Origin of the sequence: Segatella copri, from assembly GCF_015074785.1 — a bacterium.
Classification (GTDB): domain Bacteria; phylum Bacteroidota; class Bacteroidia; order Bacteroidales; family Bacteroidaceae; genus Prevotella.
This window is the reverse complement of sequence record NZ_CP042464.1, coordinates 3,443,788-3,458,296: the sequence shown is the minus strand read 5'-3', so window position 1 is coordinate 3,458,296 and position 14,509 is coordinate 3,443,788. Positions and strand designations below refer to the sequence as shown.

19 protein-coding genes are annotated in these 14,509 nt (G+C 42.5%); 1 reads left to right on the top strand and 18 read right to left on the bottom strand.

Annotated features, from left to right (window positions below):
* Positions 1–184 precede the first annotated feature (184 nt).
* Positions 185–1,411, bottom strand: coding sequence for a sugar MFS transporter (locus FO447_RS14280; protein WP_118140338.1), 1,227 nt, complete (start codon positions 1,409–1,411; stop codon positions 185–187).
* 279 nt (positions 1,412–1,690) lie between these two features.
* Positions 1,691–4,732 carry a PEP/pyruvate-binding domain-containing protein gene (locus FO447_RS14275; protein ID WP_200756914.1) on the bottom strand — a complete coding sequence of 1,014 codons (3,042 nt, stop codon included), beginning with the start codon at positions 4,730–4,732 and terminating at the stop codon, positions 1,691–1,693.
* Positions 4,733–4,829: 97 nt separating this feature from the next.
* Between FO447_RS14275 and FO447_RS14270 the strand changes: the two genes are divergently transcribed.
* The gene (locus tag FO447_RS14270) at positions 4,830–5,447 is read left to right on the top strand and encodes a septal ring lytic transglycosylase RlpA family protein (RefSeq protein WP_200756912.1); all 618 of its coding nucleotides are present in this window, start codon (positions 4,830–4,832) and stop codon (positions 5,445–5,447) included.
* A 79-nt stretch (positions 5,448–5,526) separates the two neighbouring features.
* Here FO447_RS14270 and FO447_RS14265 read toward each other — a convergent pair whose 3' ends face one another.
* From FO447_RS14265 to rpsN, 16 genes are all read right to left on the bottom strand, one after another.
* Entirely contained in the window at positions 5,527–6,351 is an 825-nt protein-coding gene (locus FO447_RS14265) for a glycine zipper family protein (protein WP_200756910.1), read from the bottom strand.
* 176 nt (positions 6,352–6,527) lie between these two features.
* Positions 6,528–7,022: a 50S ribosomal protein L17 gene (rplQ, locus tag FO447_RS14260; RefSeq protein WP_022122155.1), complete on the bottom strand. Its 495-nt coding sequence runs from the start codon at positions 7,020–7,022 to the stop codon at positions 6,528–6,530.
* A gap of 30 nt (positions 7,023–7,052) precedes the next feature.
* Positions 7,053–8,048, bottom strand: a complete 996-nt coding sequence (locus FO447_RS14255) for a DNA-directed RNA polymerase subunit alpha (protein WP_118064547.1) — start codon at positions 8,046–8,048, stop codon at positions 7,053–7,055.
* A 12-nt stretch (positions 8,049–8,060) separates the two neighbouring features.
* Positions 8,061–8,666: a 30S ribosomal protein S4 gene (rpsD, locus tag FO447_RS14250; protein WP_006848811.1), complete on the bottom strand. Its 606-nt coding sequence runs from the start codon at positions 8,664–8,666 to the stop codon at positions 8,061–8,063.
* 57 nt (positions 8,667–8,723) lie between these two features.
* Positions 8,724–9,113, bottom strand: a complete 390-nt coding sequence (rpsK, locus tag FO447_RS14245; protein ID WP_022122153.1) for a 30S ribosomal protein S11 — start codon at positions 9,111–9,113, stop codon at positions 8,724–8,726.
* Between the two features lie 21 nt (positions 9,114–9,134).
* The gene (rpsM, locus tag FO447_RS14240) at positions 9,135–9,515 is read right to left on the bottom strand and encodes a 30S ribosomal protein S13 (protein WP_006848813.1); all 381 of its coding nucleotides are present in this window, start codon (positions 9,513–9,515) and stop codon (positions 9,135–9,137) included.
* Between the two features lie 99 nt (positions 9,516–9,614).
* Positions 9,615–9,731: a 50S ribosomal protein L36 gene (rpmJ, locus tag FO447_RS14235; protein ID WP_006848814.1), complete on the bottom strand. Its 117-nt coding sequence runs from the start codon at positions 9,729–9,731 to the stop codon at positions 9,615–9,617.
* A gap of 17 nt (positions 9,732–9,748) precedes the next feature.
* Positions 9,749–9,967: a translation initiation factor IF-1 gene (gene infA / locus FO447_RS14230; protein ID WP_006848815.1), complete on the bottom strand. Its 219-nt coding sequence runs from the start codon at positions 9,965–9,967 to the stop codon at positions 9,749–9,751.
* A gap of 289 nt (positions 9,968–10,256) precedes the next feature.
* Positions 10,257–11,594 (bottom strand): preprotein translocase subunit SecY, encoded by a 1,338-nt coding sequence (gene secY, locus FO447_RS14225; RefSeq protein WP_006848816.1) that lies wholly within the window; start codon positions 11,592–11,594, stop codon positions 10,257–10,259.
* 4 nt (positions 11,595–11,598) lie between these two features.
* Complete coding sequence (gene rplO / locus FO447_RS14220) at positions 11,599–12,045, bottom strand: 50S ribosomal protein L15 (protein WP_006848817.1); 447 nt, start codon at positions 12,043–12,045, stop codon at positions 11,599–11,601.
* Positions 12,046–12,071: 26 nt separating this feature from the next.
* Positions 12,072–12,248 carry a 50S ribosomal protein L30 gene (gene rpmD, locus FO447_RS14215; RefSeq protein WP_006848818.1) on the bottom strand — a complete coding sequence of 59 codons (177 nt, stop codon included), beginning with the start codon at positions 12,246–12,248 and terminating at the stop codon, positions 12,072–12,074.
* A gap of 16 nt (positions 12,249–12,264) precedes the next feature.
* The gene (rpsE, locus tag FO447_RS14210; RefSeq protein ID WP_006848819.1) at positions 12,265–12,777 is read right to left on the bottom strand and encodes a 30S ribosomal protein S5; all 513 of its coding nucleotides are present in this window, start codon (positions 12,775–12,777) and stop codon (positions 12,265–12,267) included.
* 6 nt (positions 12,778–12,783) lie between these two features.
* Complete coding sequence (gene rplR, locus FO447_RS14205; RefSeq protein WP_022122151.1) at positions 12,784–13,128, bottom strand: 50S ribosomal protein L18; 345 nt, start codon at positions 13,126–13,128, stop codon at positions 12,784–12,786.
* 18 nt (positions 13,129–13,146) lie between these two features.
* Complete coding sequence (rplF, locus tag FO447_RS14200; protein WP_117694704.1) at positions 13,147–13,719, bottom strand: 50S ribosomal protein L6; 573 nt, start codon at positions 13,717–13,719, stop codon at positions 13,147–13,149.
* A gap of 14 nt (positions 13,720–13,733) precedes the next feature.
* Complete coding sequence (gene rpsH, locus FO447_RS14195; RefSeq protein ID WP_006848822.1) at positions 13,734–14,129, bottom strand: 30S ribosomal protein S8; 396 nt, start codon at positions 14,127–14,129, stop codon at positions 13,734–13,736.
* A gap of 74 nt (positions 14,130–14,203) precedes the next feature.
* On the bottom strand, positions 14,204–14,506 hold the full coding sequence (rpsN, locus tag FO447_RS14190; protein WP_006848823.1) for a 30S ribosomal protein S14: 303 nt from the start codon (positions 14,504–14,506) through the stop codon (positions 14,204–14,206).
* Between the last annotated feature and the right edge of the window lie 3 nt (positions 14,507–14,509).

Sequence of the window (14,509 nt, the reverse complement as noted above, 5' to 3'; positions counted from 1 at the left end):
ACTTATGAGGCTCTCTCCTTACCGAGTGCAAATTTACCTTTTTCTTTTGAGACAGCAAAATGATAATTCGATTTTTCGTGTTGCAATCGAGTTAAAAAAGTTAATTCCGTACCAATACCCTACTAACCATAAAGGTTTTGCTAAACGCAGTTAGCAATTTAACATCTTTCTGTCCAACCGTCTGTTACTTCTTGGCAAGTTTATATTCACGAACCGCATAAGCCAGAACGATGACAAATCCTACGAGCGGTACCAGGAAAGGAAGCGTGAAATGAGTACGGTCGGCGATGAGTCCCATCAACAGGAAGCCGCAACCTCCTATTGGCGTCATCATCAGAAGCGAAGAGGCTGTCTTGGTTAGGTTGCCCAAACCCGTGAGGGCGATACTGAAGATGGTAGGGAACATGATGGCCTCGAACATATAGTTGCAAAGCAGGGCTACCAGCGATAGCTTACCCAGATTTGACAGAACTAAAAGTATACAGACAACACACCCCACAGCACAGATCAGCAACATCGTTGTAGCCTTGATTCGGCGCATAATCCAGGAACCAAGGAATCTGCCTACCATAAAGAATGCCAGCGCACAAGTCAGGGCTACGGAAGCCGTGCGGTCGTCCATCCATTTCATGCCCGTTACGAAATTGATGAAATAGGAATTGATTGAAATCTCTGCCACTTCATAGCTCAGCAAAGCCAGAAGTCCAAACACAAACATCTTGTGATGGGAAAAGAGTTTGCTGATATTAGAACCGGCTGCTTCATCTTCTGCTGTTGCCACATGACTGATTTCCGGTAAATCTACACGCGAGAAGACCAGAGCTATCACCAGCACCAGAATACCCAGAATGGTATAAGGCACCACCACATTGCCGCCCTCTTCGGTATGGTTGAAGAGGAACTGACCGATGCAAAGTGTGGCGAAAATGCCACCCAATCCATTAAACGACTGCGATAAGTTCAGTCGGCTGGTAGCTGTTTCCTTGGCACCCAGTTCGGTAACATAAGGATTGGCGGCTGTTTCCAAAAACACCAGACCGCACCCGATAATGAAAAGGCAGAGCAGGAATGCTGAGAAACTGCCCACCGCAGCACCCGGGATAAAGAGCAAAGCGCCAATACCAAAGAGGAGCAGACCGAAGACCACGCCACGGCGATAACCATACCGGTTGATAAAGAAGCCAGCAGGTATTGCCATCAGGAAATAACCCAGATAGGTGGTAACCTGAATAAGGGCGGAATGAGTAATACTGATGTGCAGAGCATTCTGGAAGTGCTTGTTGAGTACATCCAGAATGGCACGAGCGAAGCCCCACAAAAAGAAGAGCGACGTAATGAGAATGAACGGGACAAGATATTTCCTGTCGTTTGTCTGATTTGTTTCTGTCTGTTGTTCTGTTAACATATTCATAAGGCATTCATTTTAGCTGGGAACAAAGGTAAGGCTTTTCGATGGAAATTCCAAACATTCCCAGTATTATTTGTTGTTTATATCAAATAAAATTGTCTTTACTATCAGATGAAATCTCCGTTCATCGACGTTGAACGGCGGTTCAACGTCGATGAATGGCGGTTCAACGTCGATGAACGGACATTCAACGTCGATGAACGAAGATTTTATCCTACTGTAAATACATCTTTAACTAGAAATAGAACGTTTCTGATGTCTATTCAGAGACAACTCTTCCCGTCATTCCTTCGGAATCAAGACGGCTCCCTCCTGTTTCTTTCCATCCATCAGAATTCTCATCGGGTATTCAAAGCGCACATGACGGACATATTGCGTCTCCTCGACAGCCGGCATTGCATCCAGGATTTCCTTATTTACAAAGCCGCCTTCACCGGTATTTGTATCTACTGTAAAGTATCCCACGCCAAAAGAGGTGAGGTTCTGGAAGAAGTGAGTACCTTGGCTTGGATCGATATTGTAATTCTTCAGAGCCACCTCTACGATAACCCGGGCAGCGCTGATATGCGGCCACTTTACAGGTACACCCAGATAATGGTCGCTGGAGCCCCAACGGCCAGGACCTATCAGCACATAGTTCTTGCCGTCAGCAAGGAACTTGCGGTTGATTCGTTCTATATCATCGGCTACATAAAAATTATTCATCGCAGAGAAATGGTCATCATACTTCACATAAACCACATCAACCACATCTTCGCTGATTCCATGACCCAACGAATTGTGCGAACGCAACAGGCAGTCGGAATCAGGGATAGCCTTCACATCTTCATCAAGCATTTCCTTGGCATCGACGATAGGACGAATCTGAAGAAGATAGAATTCGCAGCTCCTGTCATTATTGATATTGCAGGCAAACTCAATCTCCACAGGTCTGCGCATAGCGCCTGCTCCATACTTCATCGACATCTGCAGTATCTCTGGCAAAGGCACTACTCCATGCTGGAGCACACTTGAGAAGGTTATCAGTTTGCGGCCATTCTCATAGACTCCATCATTGATGACCTGATCGTACGGATCGAAAGTAGATGCGATATAGGTAAGACTCTGGTCTTCTACAGCATCCTTCACCCGGAGTTTGAGAATATTAAAGCCATCGTCTACCTTGAAATCATTGCCCACATGCTTCATATCCAGCGCATAGAACTGGGTCTGGGTGTCGCGCAGAGCCAGCTCGGTTTCCGATGTCTGGAGCACCTGATTCGGATGGTAAGGACAAACACGAAGGGTCTGACCTCCATCTACGATATATTTACCCAAGCCCAAGGCAAGACTGGCTATACCCTCTTCAGCCTCTTCATCACCTATCGGATAATAATTGAGCGAACGGAGCACACCGCTCATGGTAGGATAAAACCTTGTACCATAGTCTTTACCCACAACCTGCTGCAAGATAACAGCCATCTTTTCCTGATCGATGACATTGCTCGTAGCAGTCATGTAAGCCTTCGAGTCGCGATAGAACACAGAAGCATAGACACCCTTGATGGCACAGGCCAGCATCTGCAGCATCTGATACTTATCTTCCAGATACGGAATCATATAGGTAGAATAAATACCGGCAAACGGCTGATAGTGGGCATCTTCGAGCAGCGAACTTGAACGGATTGCGATAGGACTCTTGGTTGCCTCAAAGAAGGTGAAGAAGTCGGCTATCAGCGAATCGGACAGCTGGGCATGCAGGAAGTGCTTCAGAATCTCATCGTCGCTAGCATCACTCAAAGCTATCGGATAGAGATTGTTGCTCATCATGAACTCGTCGAAGATATCGGTACAGAGCACCACGGTCTTCGGAATCTGCACGGTGGCATTCTCAAACTGGTTGAACTCAGGATGGCGCTTGATGATGTTGTCGAGGAAGGCTAGTCCCCTACCCTTTCCGCCCAGGGAACCTTCACCGATGCGGGCAAAGTGGGCATACTTGTCAAACTTCATGCGGTCGAAAACAGCCACTACACCGATGTTTTTCATGTGACGATACTGCACGATAGCATCGAAGATAATCTGTCGGTGAGCATCTACATCCTGTAATTTCTCCCAGGTAACATGCTTCAGGAAAGCAGATACAGGGAAGATGGCACGAGCACAAAGCCAACGGCTCATGTGGTTGCGGCTGATATGATAGAGCATGGAATCGTTAGGAATATTGAAGATGTTATCCTGCAATTCCTTCAAACTATGAATGCGCATAATTTCCTCATGAGTCTTAGGATCACGGAATATGAAATCGCCAAAGCCCATGTGCTCTTCCATCAGACGGCGAAGATCTACGCTCATCTTCTTCGAGTTCTTGTCAACAAAGCGGAAACCTTCTGCCTCTGCCTTCGCACGGTTCTCACTTTCAGAACTTTCTATGATAAGCGGAACGAAAGGATCGTTCTTCCTGATATAACGGAAGAGTTGCAAACCTGCATCAGGACATTTCTCGCGACCGAAAGTATCTGTACGATGCTTAGGCTTCTCTTCAGGCATCACCTCATTACCAAAAGCTTTGGCAGCACTCTTTAACGGGAAACGTGCATCGCTGATTACACCCAACGTGTTATCAGAATACTTATCATACAGTTTCTGGGCTTCCTCGTAAGTACGAGCCAAAACCACCTTAGGACGGCCACGCATACGCATGGTAGCCGCATGCCGGTTCAGAGCCTCCTGAGAAAAGTTCTTGCTCTGCTCCAATATATAATTATAAAGATTAGGCAATATAGAACTATAGAAACGGATAGAATCTTCTACCAGGAGAATCATCTGCACGCCTGCTTCCTGTATGTCATGTTCAAGATTCATCTTATCCTCTATCAGCTTGATGATAGAAAGAATAAGATTGGTGTTGCCAAGCCAGCAGAAGACATAATCGAAGATACTCAAGTCTTCATTCTGCATACGCTTGGTAATACCATGAGAGAAAGGCGTAAGAACTACACAATGGATATTGGGAAACTTACCCTTGATGTCGCGCGCTACGTCGAAGGCATCATTATCAGCATTGCCAGGCATGCAAATCACAAGATCAATGACGGTAGAACGCAGCACGGCAGCAGCCTCTTCGGTAGTAGAAACCTGAGTAAAGGTTGGCGGATAGCGGAGACCCAGCTCCATATATTCATTATATATCTTCTCTTCGATACGTCCATCATCTTCAAGCATGAACGCATCGTAAGGATTGGCTACAATCAATACATTGTAGATACGGCGCATCATCAGATTCACAAACGATACGTCTTTCAAGTAGAATTTATTCCACTCCTGAGGTATATTATTTTCCATAAATGAAGTTAAAGTTTGTGCAAAGATACTGATTTTCTGAGATTTACTTGCATCTTTCAGCATTTTTTTTTATATTTGCGCTATAAAACAAGAAGATATGGTCACAAAATCTTTCATCACAGCCATCTTGGCTATATTCAGCCTGGTTCCATGCTACGGACAAAAGCATCAGCACGGCAAGGCTTCATTTTACTCTAAGAGAGCAACAGGTGCCCGCTCTGCAAGCGGACAGAGAATACATCATGACAGTTTAACATGTGCACATCGGTTTTATCCCTTCGGAACGCATCTCAAGGTTACAAACCTTAGCAATGGCAAGAGTACGATCGTAAAAGTCATCGACAGAGGGCCGTTTGGAAGAGGTAGAATCATTGACCTATCATGGAAGGCTGCAAAAGAAATTGGTATGATTTCACAAGGCGTAGCTTCTGTAAAAGTTGAAATGGTGGAAAACCCGATTCCTTACAAACCAGAGGACACAAAATTGCCTAAGATTGATTTCGAAGTGGCTGAAACTGAATATGAATTTCCTAACAAGTGGGGAACTACTGACAGGAATAAGGATAATCATCACAGCAGTAAAAAAGAAACAAATAAAATTACTTCAAAGGTAATAAATAAAACAGAGCGCCATAAAAGCAAAGAGGTAACAAAGGATGAACTAAAAAAGCACAATACAGATATAGCAAAAAGTAAAGGCGAGAATCATCATTAATTCTCGCCTTTACCTTTTTATATATAACAGAATCCTAAAATAAGATACTATCATACAAATTCATAATCTTACCGGAATATTATCTGGATTTTGTCGGAATATCAAACTGATTAACTTTGGAAATCGTCTTACCGCCGTGTATAACAGAAACACAGAAACAAGCAGTACCATTCTTCAAACGGTTATCAGCCTTGACCATTGCCGTATATCGAATCACATGGCCAGGAGCAATACTTTCTACATGAACACTTGGAGATATGAAAATATGCTTATTGCCGGTAGTCTCAATAACGGCAGGAACTACATCAAATAAAGTGTGAGGTCCGTTATTTCGGATTTCAAAAATAACCTTGGCTGTTTCATTCCGATTCAAAGTATTGTCCTCATTTGAATCGACAAAACGGGCATTCATTATTTCCAAAGATGAGGAATAAGCATAATTCTGACCAAGTTCTTCCAGTGTAGAACTAGGAATAGTGGCAACAGGCTGCTGAGCACTATAACTTCCGGTATAATCCCTATCATTGAAATCATAAATCCTATCATCTCCCGAATTAGTTGAATCAAAGATTTCGTCATTGGAATAAACAGGTGAAGATTGCTGATAAACTCCATCCTGATAAGAGTGATGATCACGGTGTGATCTATCTCGATAAACAGATTCTCTTTGCTGCTGGGATTTCTGGTCAGCCTGACTACCAATTGCCGCTCCAACGGCAGCACCACCAGCCATGCCAATGATAGTACCCATATCTGAACCTCTAGGACCACCAGACAAGCCACCGATAGCAGAACCAAGAATAGAACCAAATGTGGCACCAGCATAAGCACCACTTCCCGTATAAGTATCGCAGCTACTCAACAGCAAAGAAGAGCAAGCTACTAAAAGCATAATATTTTTCATCTTCATTAAGCTTTAAATTTCTGCTGCAAAGATACAAAGAACTAAAAGAATAAAATCAAAAAAATCCCTAATAATGATTAGGAAAAACCCTAAAAGAGCAGATAGTTTTGAAAAAGGGACAAAAAAAGCGCCCTTGTCAAGACAAGGACGCTAAATTTATCTGAGATGATTGAAAATTATTCAGCCTTTGGAGCCTCCTCAGTTGCAGGAGCCTCAGTCTCAGCTACAGGAGCCTCTTCAGCCTTTGTTGCCTTACGACTACGACGAGTCTTCTTAGCAGCAGCCTTCTGAGTCTTAGCCATATTCTCATCAAAGTCAACGAGCTCGATGAAAGCAATCTCAGCTGCATCACCCTGACGGGTACCCAACTTGATTACGCGAGTGTAACCACCTGGACGGTTAGCTACCTTCTCAGCAACCTCACCGAAGAGAGCCTTAACTGCATACTTATTCTGAAGATAACGGAAAACTACACGACGTGAAGTTGTTGTATCGTTCTTAGAACGAGTAATCAATGGCTCAACATACTTTTTAAGAGCCTTTGCCTTTGCGAGGGTCGTAGTGATTCTTTTGTGCTCGCTCAAGATAAGTGATGAAGCCATGTTAGCCAACATCGCGTTACGATGAGAAGCAGTACGACCTAAATGGTTGAATTTCTTATTATGTCTCATTTTTGTTTTTGCTTTTTGGACTACGAACCTTTAAGATTCCTTGTCTAATTTATACTTTGAAATATCAGTTCCAAAAGACAGATTCAGACTCTCGAGCAAATCATCAAGCTCTGAGAGCGATTTCTTACCAAAGTTACGGAACTTCAAGAGGTCAGTCTTGTTAAACTGAACCAAATCACCAAGAGTCTCAACATCAGCTGCCTTCAAGCAGTTGAGGGCACGAACACTAAGATTCATGTCTACGAGACGAGTCTTAAGCAACTGGCGCATATGAAGAACCTCTTCATCAAACTCCTGATTGCTCTCCTGATCCTGAGTCTCAAGAGTAATCTTCTCATCAGAGAAGAGCATGAAGTGATAAATAAGAATCTTCGCTGCCTCTTTCAGTGCATCCTTTGGACTAATGGAACCATCTGTTGTAATTTCAAGCACGAGCTTATCATAGTCGGTCTTTTGCTCAACACGATATGGTTCTACAGAGTACTTTACATTACGAATAGGGGTGTAGATGGAATCGATTGGGAGAACGTTAACGTCAGTGCAGAATTGACGATTCTCATCAGCAGGAACATAACCGCGTCCCTTATTAATAGTCAAATCGATCTGCATCGAAGCTTTGGCATCTAAATGACAAATCACCAAATCAGGGTTTAACACTTCAAATCCAGTCAGATACTTACCGATATCACCTGCTTTGAATTCTGTAGAATTCTCAACGGTGATACTAACTTTCTCATTCTCGAATTCTTCTACTACTTGCTTGAATCGAACTTGTTTGAGATTCAAGATAATGTTAGTAACATCTTCCTTTACACCAGGAACTGAAGAGAACTCATGCTCAACACCCGCAATGCGGATCGTGTTAACAGCATAACCCTCCAATGATGAAAGGAGAATGCGGCGCAAGGCGTTACCAATGGTAACACCGAAGCCAGGCTCCAAAGGACGGAATTCAAACTTACCGAACTTGTTATCAGCCTCTAACATTACTACTTTATCAGGTTTTTGAAATGCTAATATCGCCATTAATGTAATGATTTATTTAGAGTACAACTCAACGATTAACTGCTCCTTAATATTCTCTGGAATGTCGGCACGCTCTGGCTTGTGCAAGAACTTACCGCTCTTTGAATTATCGTCCCACTCAATCCATGGGTACTTGCTATGATTGAAACCTGCAAGAGCTGCTTCGATAACCTCGAGAGACTTAGACTTCTCACGAACACCAACAACCATACCAGGCTTAACTGCGAATGAAGGGATATTAACTACCTTACCATCAACAACGATGTGCTTGTGACCAACCAACTGACGCGCAGCAGCACGTGTTGGAGCGATACCAAGACGGAAAACAACGTTATCAAGACGGCACTCGAGATTCTGAAGAAGAACCTCACCAGTAATACCATCAGCCTTAGCAGCCTTATCAAACATATTACGGAACTGACGCTCTAATACACCATAAGTGTACTTAGCTTTCTGCTTCTCTGCCAACATGACACCGTACTCAGACATCTTACGACGACGGTTATTGCCATGCTGTCCAGGAGGGAAGTTTCTCTTGGACAAAACTTTGTCAGCGCCGAAGATTGGCTCACCAAAACGACGCGCAATTTTAGATTTCGGACCTATATATCTAGCCATAATATTATATAAATGCTATATTGTTTGTATCTTAATTAATAATGCTAACCTCAAGCGTTATACACGACGACGCTTTGGAGGACGGCAACCATTGTGTGGTAATGGAGTTACGTCAACGATTTCAGTAACCTCGATACCTGCACCGTGAATAGCACGGATAGCAGACTCACGACCATTACCTGGACCCTTAACATAAGCCTTAACCTTACGAAGACCAAGATCAAAAGCGACCTTTGCACAATCCTCTGCAGCCATCTGAGCAGCATAAGGAGTATTCTTCTTAGAACCACGGAAACCCATCTTACCAGCAGAAGACCAAGAAATGATCTGACCCTCATTGTTAGCAAGAGATACAATAATGTTATTGAATGAGCTATGAACGTGAAGCTGACCGATAGCGTCAACGCGTACATTTCTCTTCTTAGATGTTGCTTTTTGCTTTGCCATAATTAATTTCCTCCTTCAGAATTACTTAGTAGCCTTCTTCTTATTAGCAACAGTCTTCTTCTTACCCTTACGTGTACGAGCATTATTCTTTGTGCTCTGACCGCGAACTGGAAGACCATTACGATGTCTAACTCCACGATAGCAACCAATATCCATCAGTCGCTTAATGTTCATCTGGATCTCTGAACGGAGATCACCTTCAACTTTGAACTCAGCGCCGATAATTTCACGGATCTTAGCTGCCTGGTCATCAGACCACTCGCTAACCTTCAGGTCACGGTTTACACCGGCCTTATCCAATATCTTTGCTGAACTACTTCGACCAATACCGTAGATATAGGTCAATGCGATTTCGCCACGCTTATTCTGGGGCAAATCTACTCCAACAATTCTTATTGCCATTGTTTAAATAAATAATTAAAAAATTAATACCTTTCGTTTAAAGCGGTGCAAAAGTACAACTATTTTTTGAAATAACGGCACTTTTACAATACTTTAACATTAACCCTGACGTAATTTCATCTTAGGGTTCTTCTTGTTGATAACGAACAGACGACCTTTACGACGAACGATCTTACAGTCTGCTGAACGCTTCTTTAATGATGCTCTTGTCTTCATAACCTTATATATGATTATTATTTGTATCTAAAAACAATTCTACCTTTGGTAAGGTCATATGGACTCATCTCCACCTTTACCTTATCACCAGGTAAAATCTTGATGTAATGCATTCTCATCTTACCAGAGATATGAGCTGTGATGTCAACTCCATTCTCTAATTCTACTCGGAACATCGCATTTGACAATGCTTCTACAATTGTTCCATCTTGCTCAATAGCGGCTTGTTTTGCCATAATATAAATATTTGTCCTTCTTAATGTTAAACTTCTACGAATGAAGATAAAATTGTGCTTTATCTTTTCGAGCAACTTTGTGCCATCACTATCAGATAAAAATCATAATTAGATGACATATTAGCGGGAAAAGGCTCTCCAAGTGGATGAGGAATTACCTATCCAAATGGAGAGTCGTCTCACATAATATAGTAAATTCAAGTCAGCTTTACTTTAAGATGAAGTAAAACTGCACTCTGAATAATTTCATCTTCTGTCTTCAGAAATTTCTCATTTCAAAAGAAAAAGATTAATATGCAGCAACACCACCCTGACGCGTATGGCCTGAATTTAAAAGACCATCATAGTGGCGCATAAGCAAATGACTCTCGATTTGTTGTAATGTGTCAATGACAACACCAACCAAAATCAATAGAGATGTACCTCCAAAGAATTGAGAGAAAGCTTGCTGTACATCGAGAAGTCCTGCTAATGCAGGCATGATTGCAATAAACGCAATAAATAACGAACCTGGTAAAGTAATACGAGACATTACGGTATCAATGTACTCAGCTGTATCCTTTCCTGGTTTTACGCCAGGAATGAAACCATTGTTACGTTTCATATCCTCAGCCATCTGAGTAGGATTCAATGTAATAGCTGTATAGAAATAAGTAAATGCAATAACCAAGATTACATAAACAACATTATATAGCAAACTACGATTATCCATCAACTGCTGAACAACACTACTAGCATTTTCAGACTGATAGCGAACTATTGCCAATGGAATAAACATTAAAGCCTGTGCAAAGATGATAGGCATTACGTTAGCTGCAAAAAGCTTCAAAGGAATGTACTGACGCGCACCACCATATTGCTTATTTCCAACCAAACGTTTAGCATACTGTACAGGAATCTTACGTGTACCTTGTACCAAAAGTATTGAAGCACAAACTACAGCATAAAGGATAAGAATCTCTACAATGAACATGATAAGACCACCACCAGAAATTGCCTGCAAACGAGAAGTTACCTCCTGAACGAAAGCCTGTGGCAAGCGGGCGATAATACCAATCATAATAATAAGAGAGATACCATTACCTACTCCCTTGTCAGTGATACGCTCACCTAACCAAAGGATAAACATACTACCTGCAGCCAAGATAATTGTTGCCGGTATCATGAATACCGTCCAACTAATACCTGTGGCTAGAGCATTGGCAGCCTGCATTTTCAAATTCAAAAGGTAACTAGGAGCCTGAAAGACCAAAATGGCCACAGTCAGGACTCTAGTATACCATTGTATTTTTTTGCGGCCGCTCTCGCCCTCGCGCTGCATCTTCTGGAAATAAGGTACAGCAACAGCAAGAAGCTGCATAACGATTGAAGCTGAGATATAAGGCATAATTCCTAGTGCAAAGATAGATGCATTGGAAAATGCACCACCAGAGAACATGTCCAATAGCGACATAAGACCGCCAGAGGTCTGCGACTGAAGTTTTTCCAACATGCCCGGATTGATACCTGGAAGTACCACAAACGAGCCAAAACGGTAAATAGCCGTAAACAGAAGAGTAATGAGGAGTCTCTGACGGAGATCCTCTATCTTCCAACAGTTCTTTAGTGTCTCAATAAACTTTTTCATTTACTTAGATTATAGTTGCGTTACCACCTACTGCCTTGATTGCTTCTTCGGCAGTCTTTGAGAAAGCATTAGCTTCAACTTCCAATTTTGCTTTAAGTTCACCGTTACCGAGAACCTTTACAAGCTCCTTGCCGTTTGTGAGGCCAGCAGCCTTAAGTTCCTCAATACCGATTTTAGTAAGGTTCTTTGCTTCAGCAAGAGCCTGAAGAGTTGAAAGGTTTACTGCGAAGTACTCCTTATGGTTGATATTCTTAAAACCAGCCTTTGGAACACGACGCTGCAATGGCATCTGACCACCTTCGAAACCAATCTTTCTCTTATAACCAGAACGAGCCTTGGCACCCTTATGACCACGTGTTGAAGTACCACCGAGACCAGAACCTGGGCCACGACCAATACGACGACGTGAATGGGTAGAACCTGCAGCAGGTTTCAAATTATTTAATTTCATAATCGTTCCTAATTTAAAAAGATTAATTAATCAACTACACTTACGAGGTGATGAACCTTACGGATCATACCACGGTTGCTAGGAGTATCCTCTACCTCAACAACCTGAGAAATCTTGTGGAGACCAAGACAAGCGAGAGTACGCTTCTGATCTACTGGAGCACCGATTTTACTCTTAATCTGCTTGATTTTAATTGTTGCCATATTCGATTTTTCCTAATTAACCGTTAAATACTTTATCCATACTGATACCACGCTCACCTGCTACAGTATAAGCATCACGCATCTCTGCAAGAGCTGCGATAGTAGCCTTCACAAGGTTATGGGCATTTGAAGAACCCTTAGACTTAGCGATGACATCCTTGATACCTACGCTCTCAAGTACTGCACGCATAGCACCACCGGCCTTCAAACCAGTACCGGCAGCAGCTGGCTTAATAAGAACCTTAGCACCACCAAATGAAGTTTCAACCTCATGAGGTACAGTACCCTTGAGTACAGGAACCTTTACCAAGTTCTTCTTAGCAGCTTCAGTACCCTTTGCGATAGCAGCAGTAACCTCACCTGCCTTACCAAGGCCGTAGCCGATTACGCCATTACCGTCACCTACAACGACGATAGCAGCGAATGTGAAAGTACGACCACCCTTAGTAACCTTAGTTACACGGTTGATAGCAACCAAGCGATCCTTAAGTACTTCTTCGTTATTTACTTTTACTTTATCCATTGCCATAATCGTTTAAAATTTAAGACCACCATTACGAGCACCTTCAGCCAACTGCTTTACACGACCATGGTAAAGGTAACCATTACGGTCGAAAACTACTGCCTCAACGCCAGCAGCCTTAGCCTTCTCAGCAATGAGCTCGCCAACCTTAGTTGCCTGCTCCTGCTTAGGCATCTTCTCCAAACCGAGTGAAGAAGCTGATGCAAGTGTAGTGCCTGTCAAATCGTTAATAACCTGAGCGTAAATCTGCTTGTTAGAGCGGAATACACTAAGACGTGGACGCTCAGCTGTACCGTTCACACTCTTACGAATGCGGAACTTTATCTTAATTCGTCTTTCTACTTTCTTTGTTGTCATAATCGTAAATAATTAAAATTACTTAGCTGAAGCACTCTTACCAGACTTTCTGCGAATAACTTCACCCTTAAAGAGAATACCCTTACCTTTATAAGGCTCAGGCTTGCGGAAAGAACGAATTTTTGCACAAACGAGTCCCAACAACTGCTTGTCGCAAGACTCCAATGTCAAGATTGGGTTCTGGTTTCTTTCAGACTTAGTCTCAACCTTAATCTCCTTAGGCAACTGGATGAAAATAGGGTGAGTGTAACCCAAAGCAAACTCAATGATATTACCCTGGTTAGAAACACGATAACCAACACCTACCAATTCCAAAACCTTTGTATAACCAGCGCTTACACCAACAACCATGTTGTTAACGAGAGAGCGATACAAACCGTGGAAAGCCTGCTTCTGCTTAATATTTACAGGACTATTTTCATCGATTTCAAAGCTAATCTGACCATCTGCATTATTAAACTTGATAGATGGATCAATCCACTGAGAAAGTTCACCCTTAGGGCCCTTTACTGTACAAACATGAGAAGTCTCATCATAGTTTACAGTAACACCTGCAGGGATACTAATTGGCAATTTTCCTATTCTAGACATATAAAAGCCTCCAATTAATAAATATAGCAAAGAACCTCGCCACCGATCTTAAGATCAGAAGCTTCTTTGTCTGTCATTACACCTTTGGATGTAGATAAGATTGCAATACCTAATCCGTTAATAACTCTTGGCATGTCCTTGTAACCGGTATACTTACGCAAACCTGGAGTTGACACGCGCTTCAAACACTTGATAGCGTTTTGCTTTGTAGTTGGGTTGTACTTCAAGGCAACCTTAATTGAGCCCTGAGGACCATCCTCTACAAACTTGTAATTGAGGATGTAACCTTTCTCGAAGAGGATCTTAGTGATCTCTTTCTTCAAGTTAGACGCAGGAACTTCTACAACACGGTGATGAGCCATGATTGCATTTCTGAGTCTTGTCAGATAATCTGCTATTGGATCTGTCATAAAATATAAATGTTTAATTAATCGGGACTACCCCGACAATATTAAATAAAAAAATATTCTTACCTTTGAAAGGATTACCAGCTAGCCTTCTTTACACCTGGAATCAAACCAGCAGAAGCCATCTCACGGAACTGGATACGAGAAATACCGAACTGACGGATATAACCCTTTGGACGACCAGTAATCTTGCAACGATTGTGAAGACGGATTGGGTTTGCATTCTTAGGGATAGCCTGAAGCTTACGAGCTGCCTCGTATGCTTCGGCTGGATCATTAGAAGTTGCAATAATCTTTTTCAGTGCTTCGCGCTTTTCAGCGTAACGAGCTACAAGCTTTGCACGCTTAACCTCGCGAGCTTTCATTGATTCTTTTGCCATATC

Excerpts from the sequence above, each read along its gene's own strand:
- FO447_RS14280 (WP_118140338.1), bottom strand. The coding sequence starts at position 1,411 with ATGAATATGTTAACAGAACAACAGACAGAAACAAATCAGACAAACGAC.
- FO447_RS14275 (WP_200756914.1), bottom strand. The coding sequence starts at position 4,732 with ATGGAAAATAATATACCTCAGGAGTGGAATAAATTCTACTTGAAAGAC.
- FO447_RS14270 (WP_200756912.1), top strand. The coding sequence starts at position 4,830 with ATGGTCACAAAATCTTTCATCACAGCCATCTTGGCTATATTCAGCCTG.
- FO447_RS14265 (WP_200756910.1), bottom strand. The coding sequence starts at position 6,351 with ATGAAAAATATTATGCTTTTAGTAGCTTGCTCTTCTTTGCTGTTGAGT.
- rplQ (WP_022122155.1), bottom strand. The coding sequence starts at position 7,022 with ATGAGACATAATAAGAAATTCAACCATTTAGGTCGTACTGCTTCTCAT.
- FO447_RS14255 (WP_118064547.1), bottom strand. The coding sequence starts at position 8,048 with ATGGCGATATTAGCATTTCAAAAACCTGATAAAGTAGTAATGTTAGAG.
- rpsD (WP_006848811.1), bottom strand. The coding sequence starts at position 8,666 with ATGGCTAGATATATAGGTCCGAAATCTAAAATTGCGCGTCGTTTTGGT.
- rpsK (WP_022122153.1), bottom strand. The coding sequence starts at position 9,113 with ATGGCAAAGCAAAAAGCAACATCTAAGAAGAGAAATGTACGCGTTGAC.
- rpsM (WP_006848813.1), bottom strand. The coding sequence starts at position 9,515 with ATGGCAATAAGAATTGTTGGAGTAGATTTGCCCCAGAATAAGCGTGGC.
- rpmJ (WP_006848814.1), bottom strand. The coding sequence starts at position 9,731 with ATGAAGACAAGAGCATCATTAAAGAAGCGTTCAGCAGACTGTAAGATC.
- infA (WP_006848815.1), bottom strand. The coding sequence starts at position 9,967 with ATGGCAAAACAAGCCGCTATTGAGCAAGATGGAACAATTGTAGAAGCA.
- secY (WP_006848816.1), bottom strand. The coding sequence starts at position 11,594 with ATGAAAAAGTTTATTGAGACACTAAAGAACTGTTGGAAGATAGAGGAT.
- rplO (WP_006848817.1), bottom strand. The coding sequence starts at position 12,045 with ATGAAATTAAATAATTTGAAACCTGCTGCAGGTTCTACCCATTCACGT.
- rpmD (WP_006848818.1), bottom strand. The coding sequence starts at position 12,248 with ATGGCAACAATTAAAATCAAGCAGATTAAGAGTAAAATCGGTGCTCCA.
- rpsE (WP_006848819.1), bottom strand. The coding sequence starts at position 12,777 with ATGGCAATGGATAAAGTAAAAGTAAATAACGAAGAAGTACTTAAGGAT.
- rplR (WP_022122151.1), bottom strand. The coding sequence starts at position 13,128 with ATGACAACAAAGAAAGTAGAAAGACGAATTAAGATAAAGTTCCGCATT.
- rplF (WP_117694704.1), bottom strand. The coding sequence starts at position 13,719 with ATGTCTAGAATAGGAAAATTGCCAATTAGTATCCCTGCAGGTGTTACT.
- rpsH (WP_006848822.1), bottom strand. The coding sequence starts at position 14,129 with ATGACAGATCCAATAGCAGATTATCTGACAAGACTCAGAAATGCAATC.
- rpsN (WP_006848823.1), bottom strand. The coding sequence starts at position 14,506 with ATGGCAAAAGAATCAATGAAAGCTCGCGAGGTTAAGCGTGCAAAGCTT.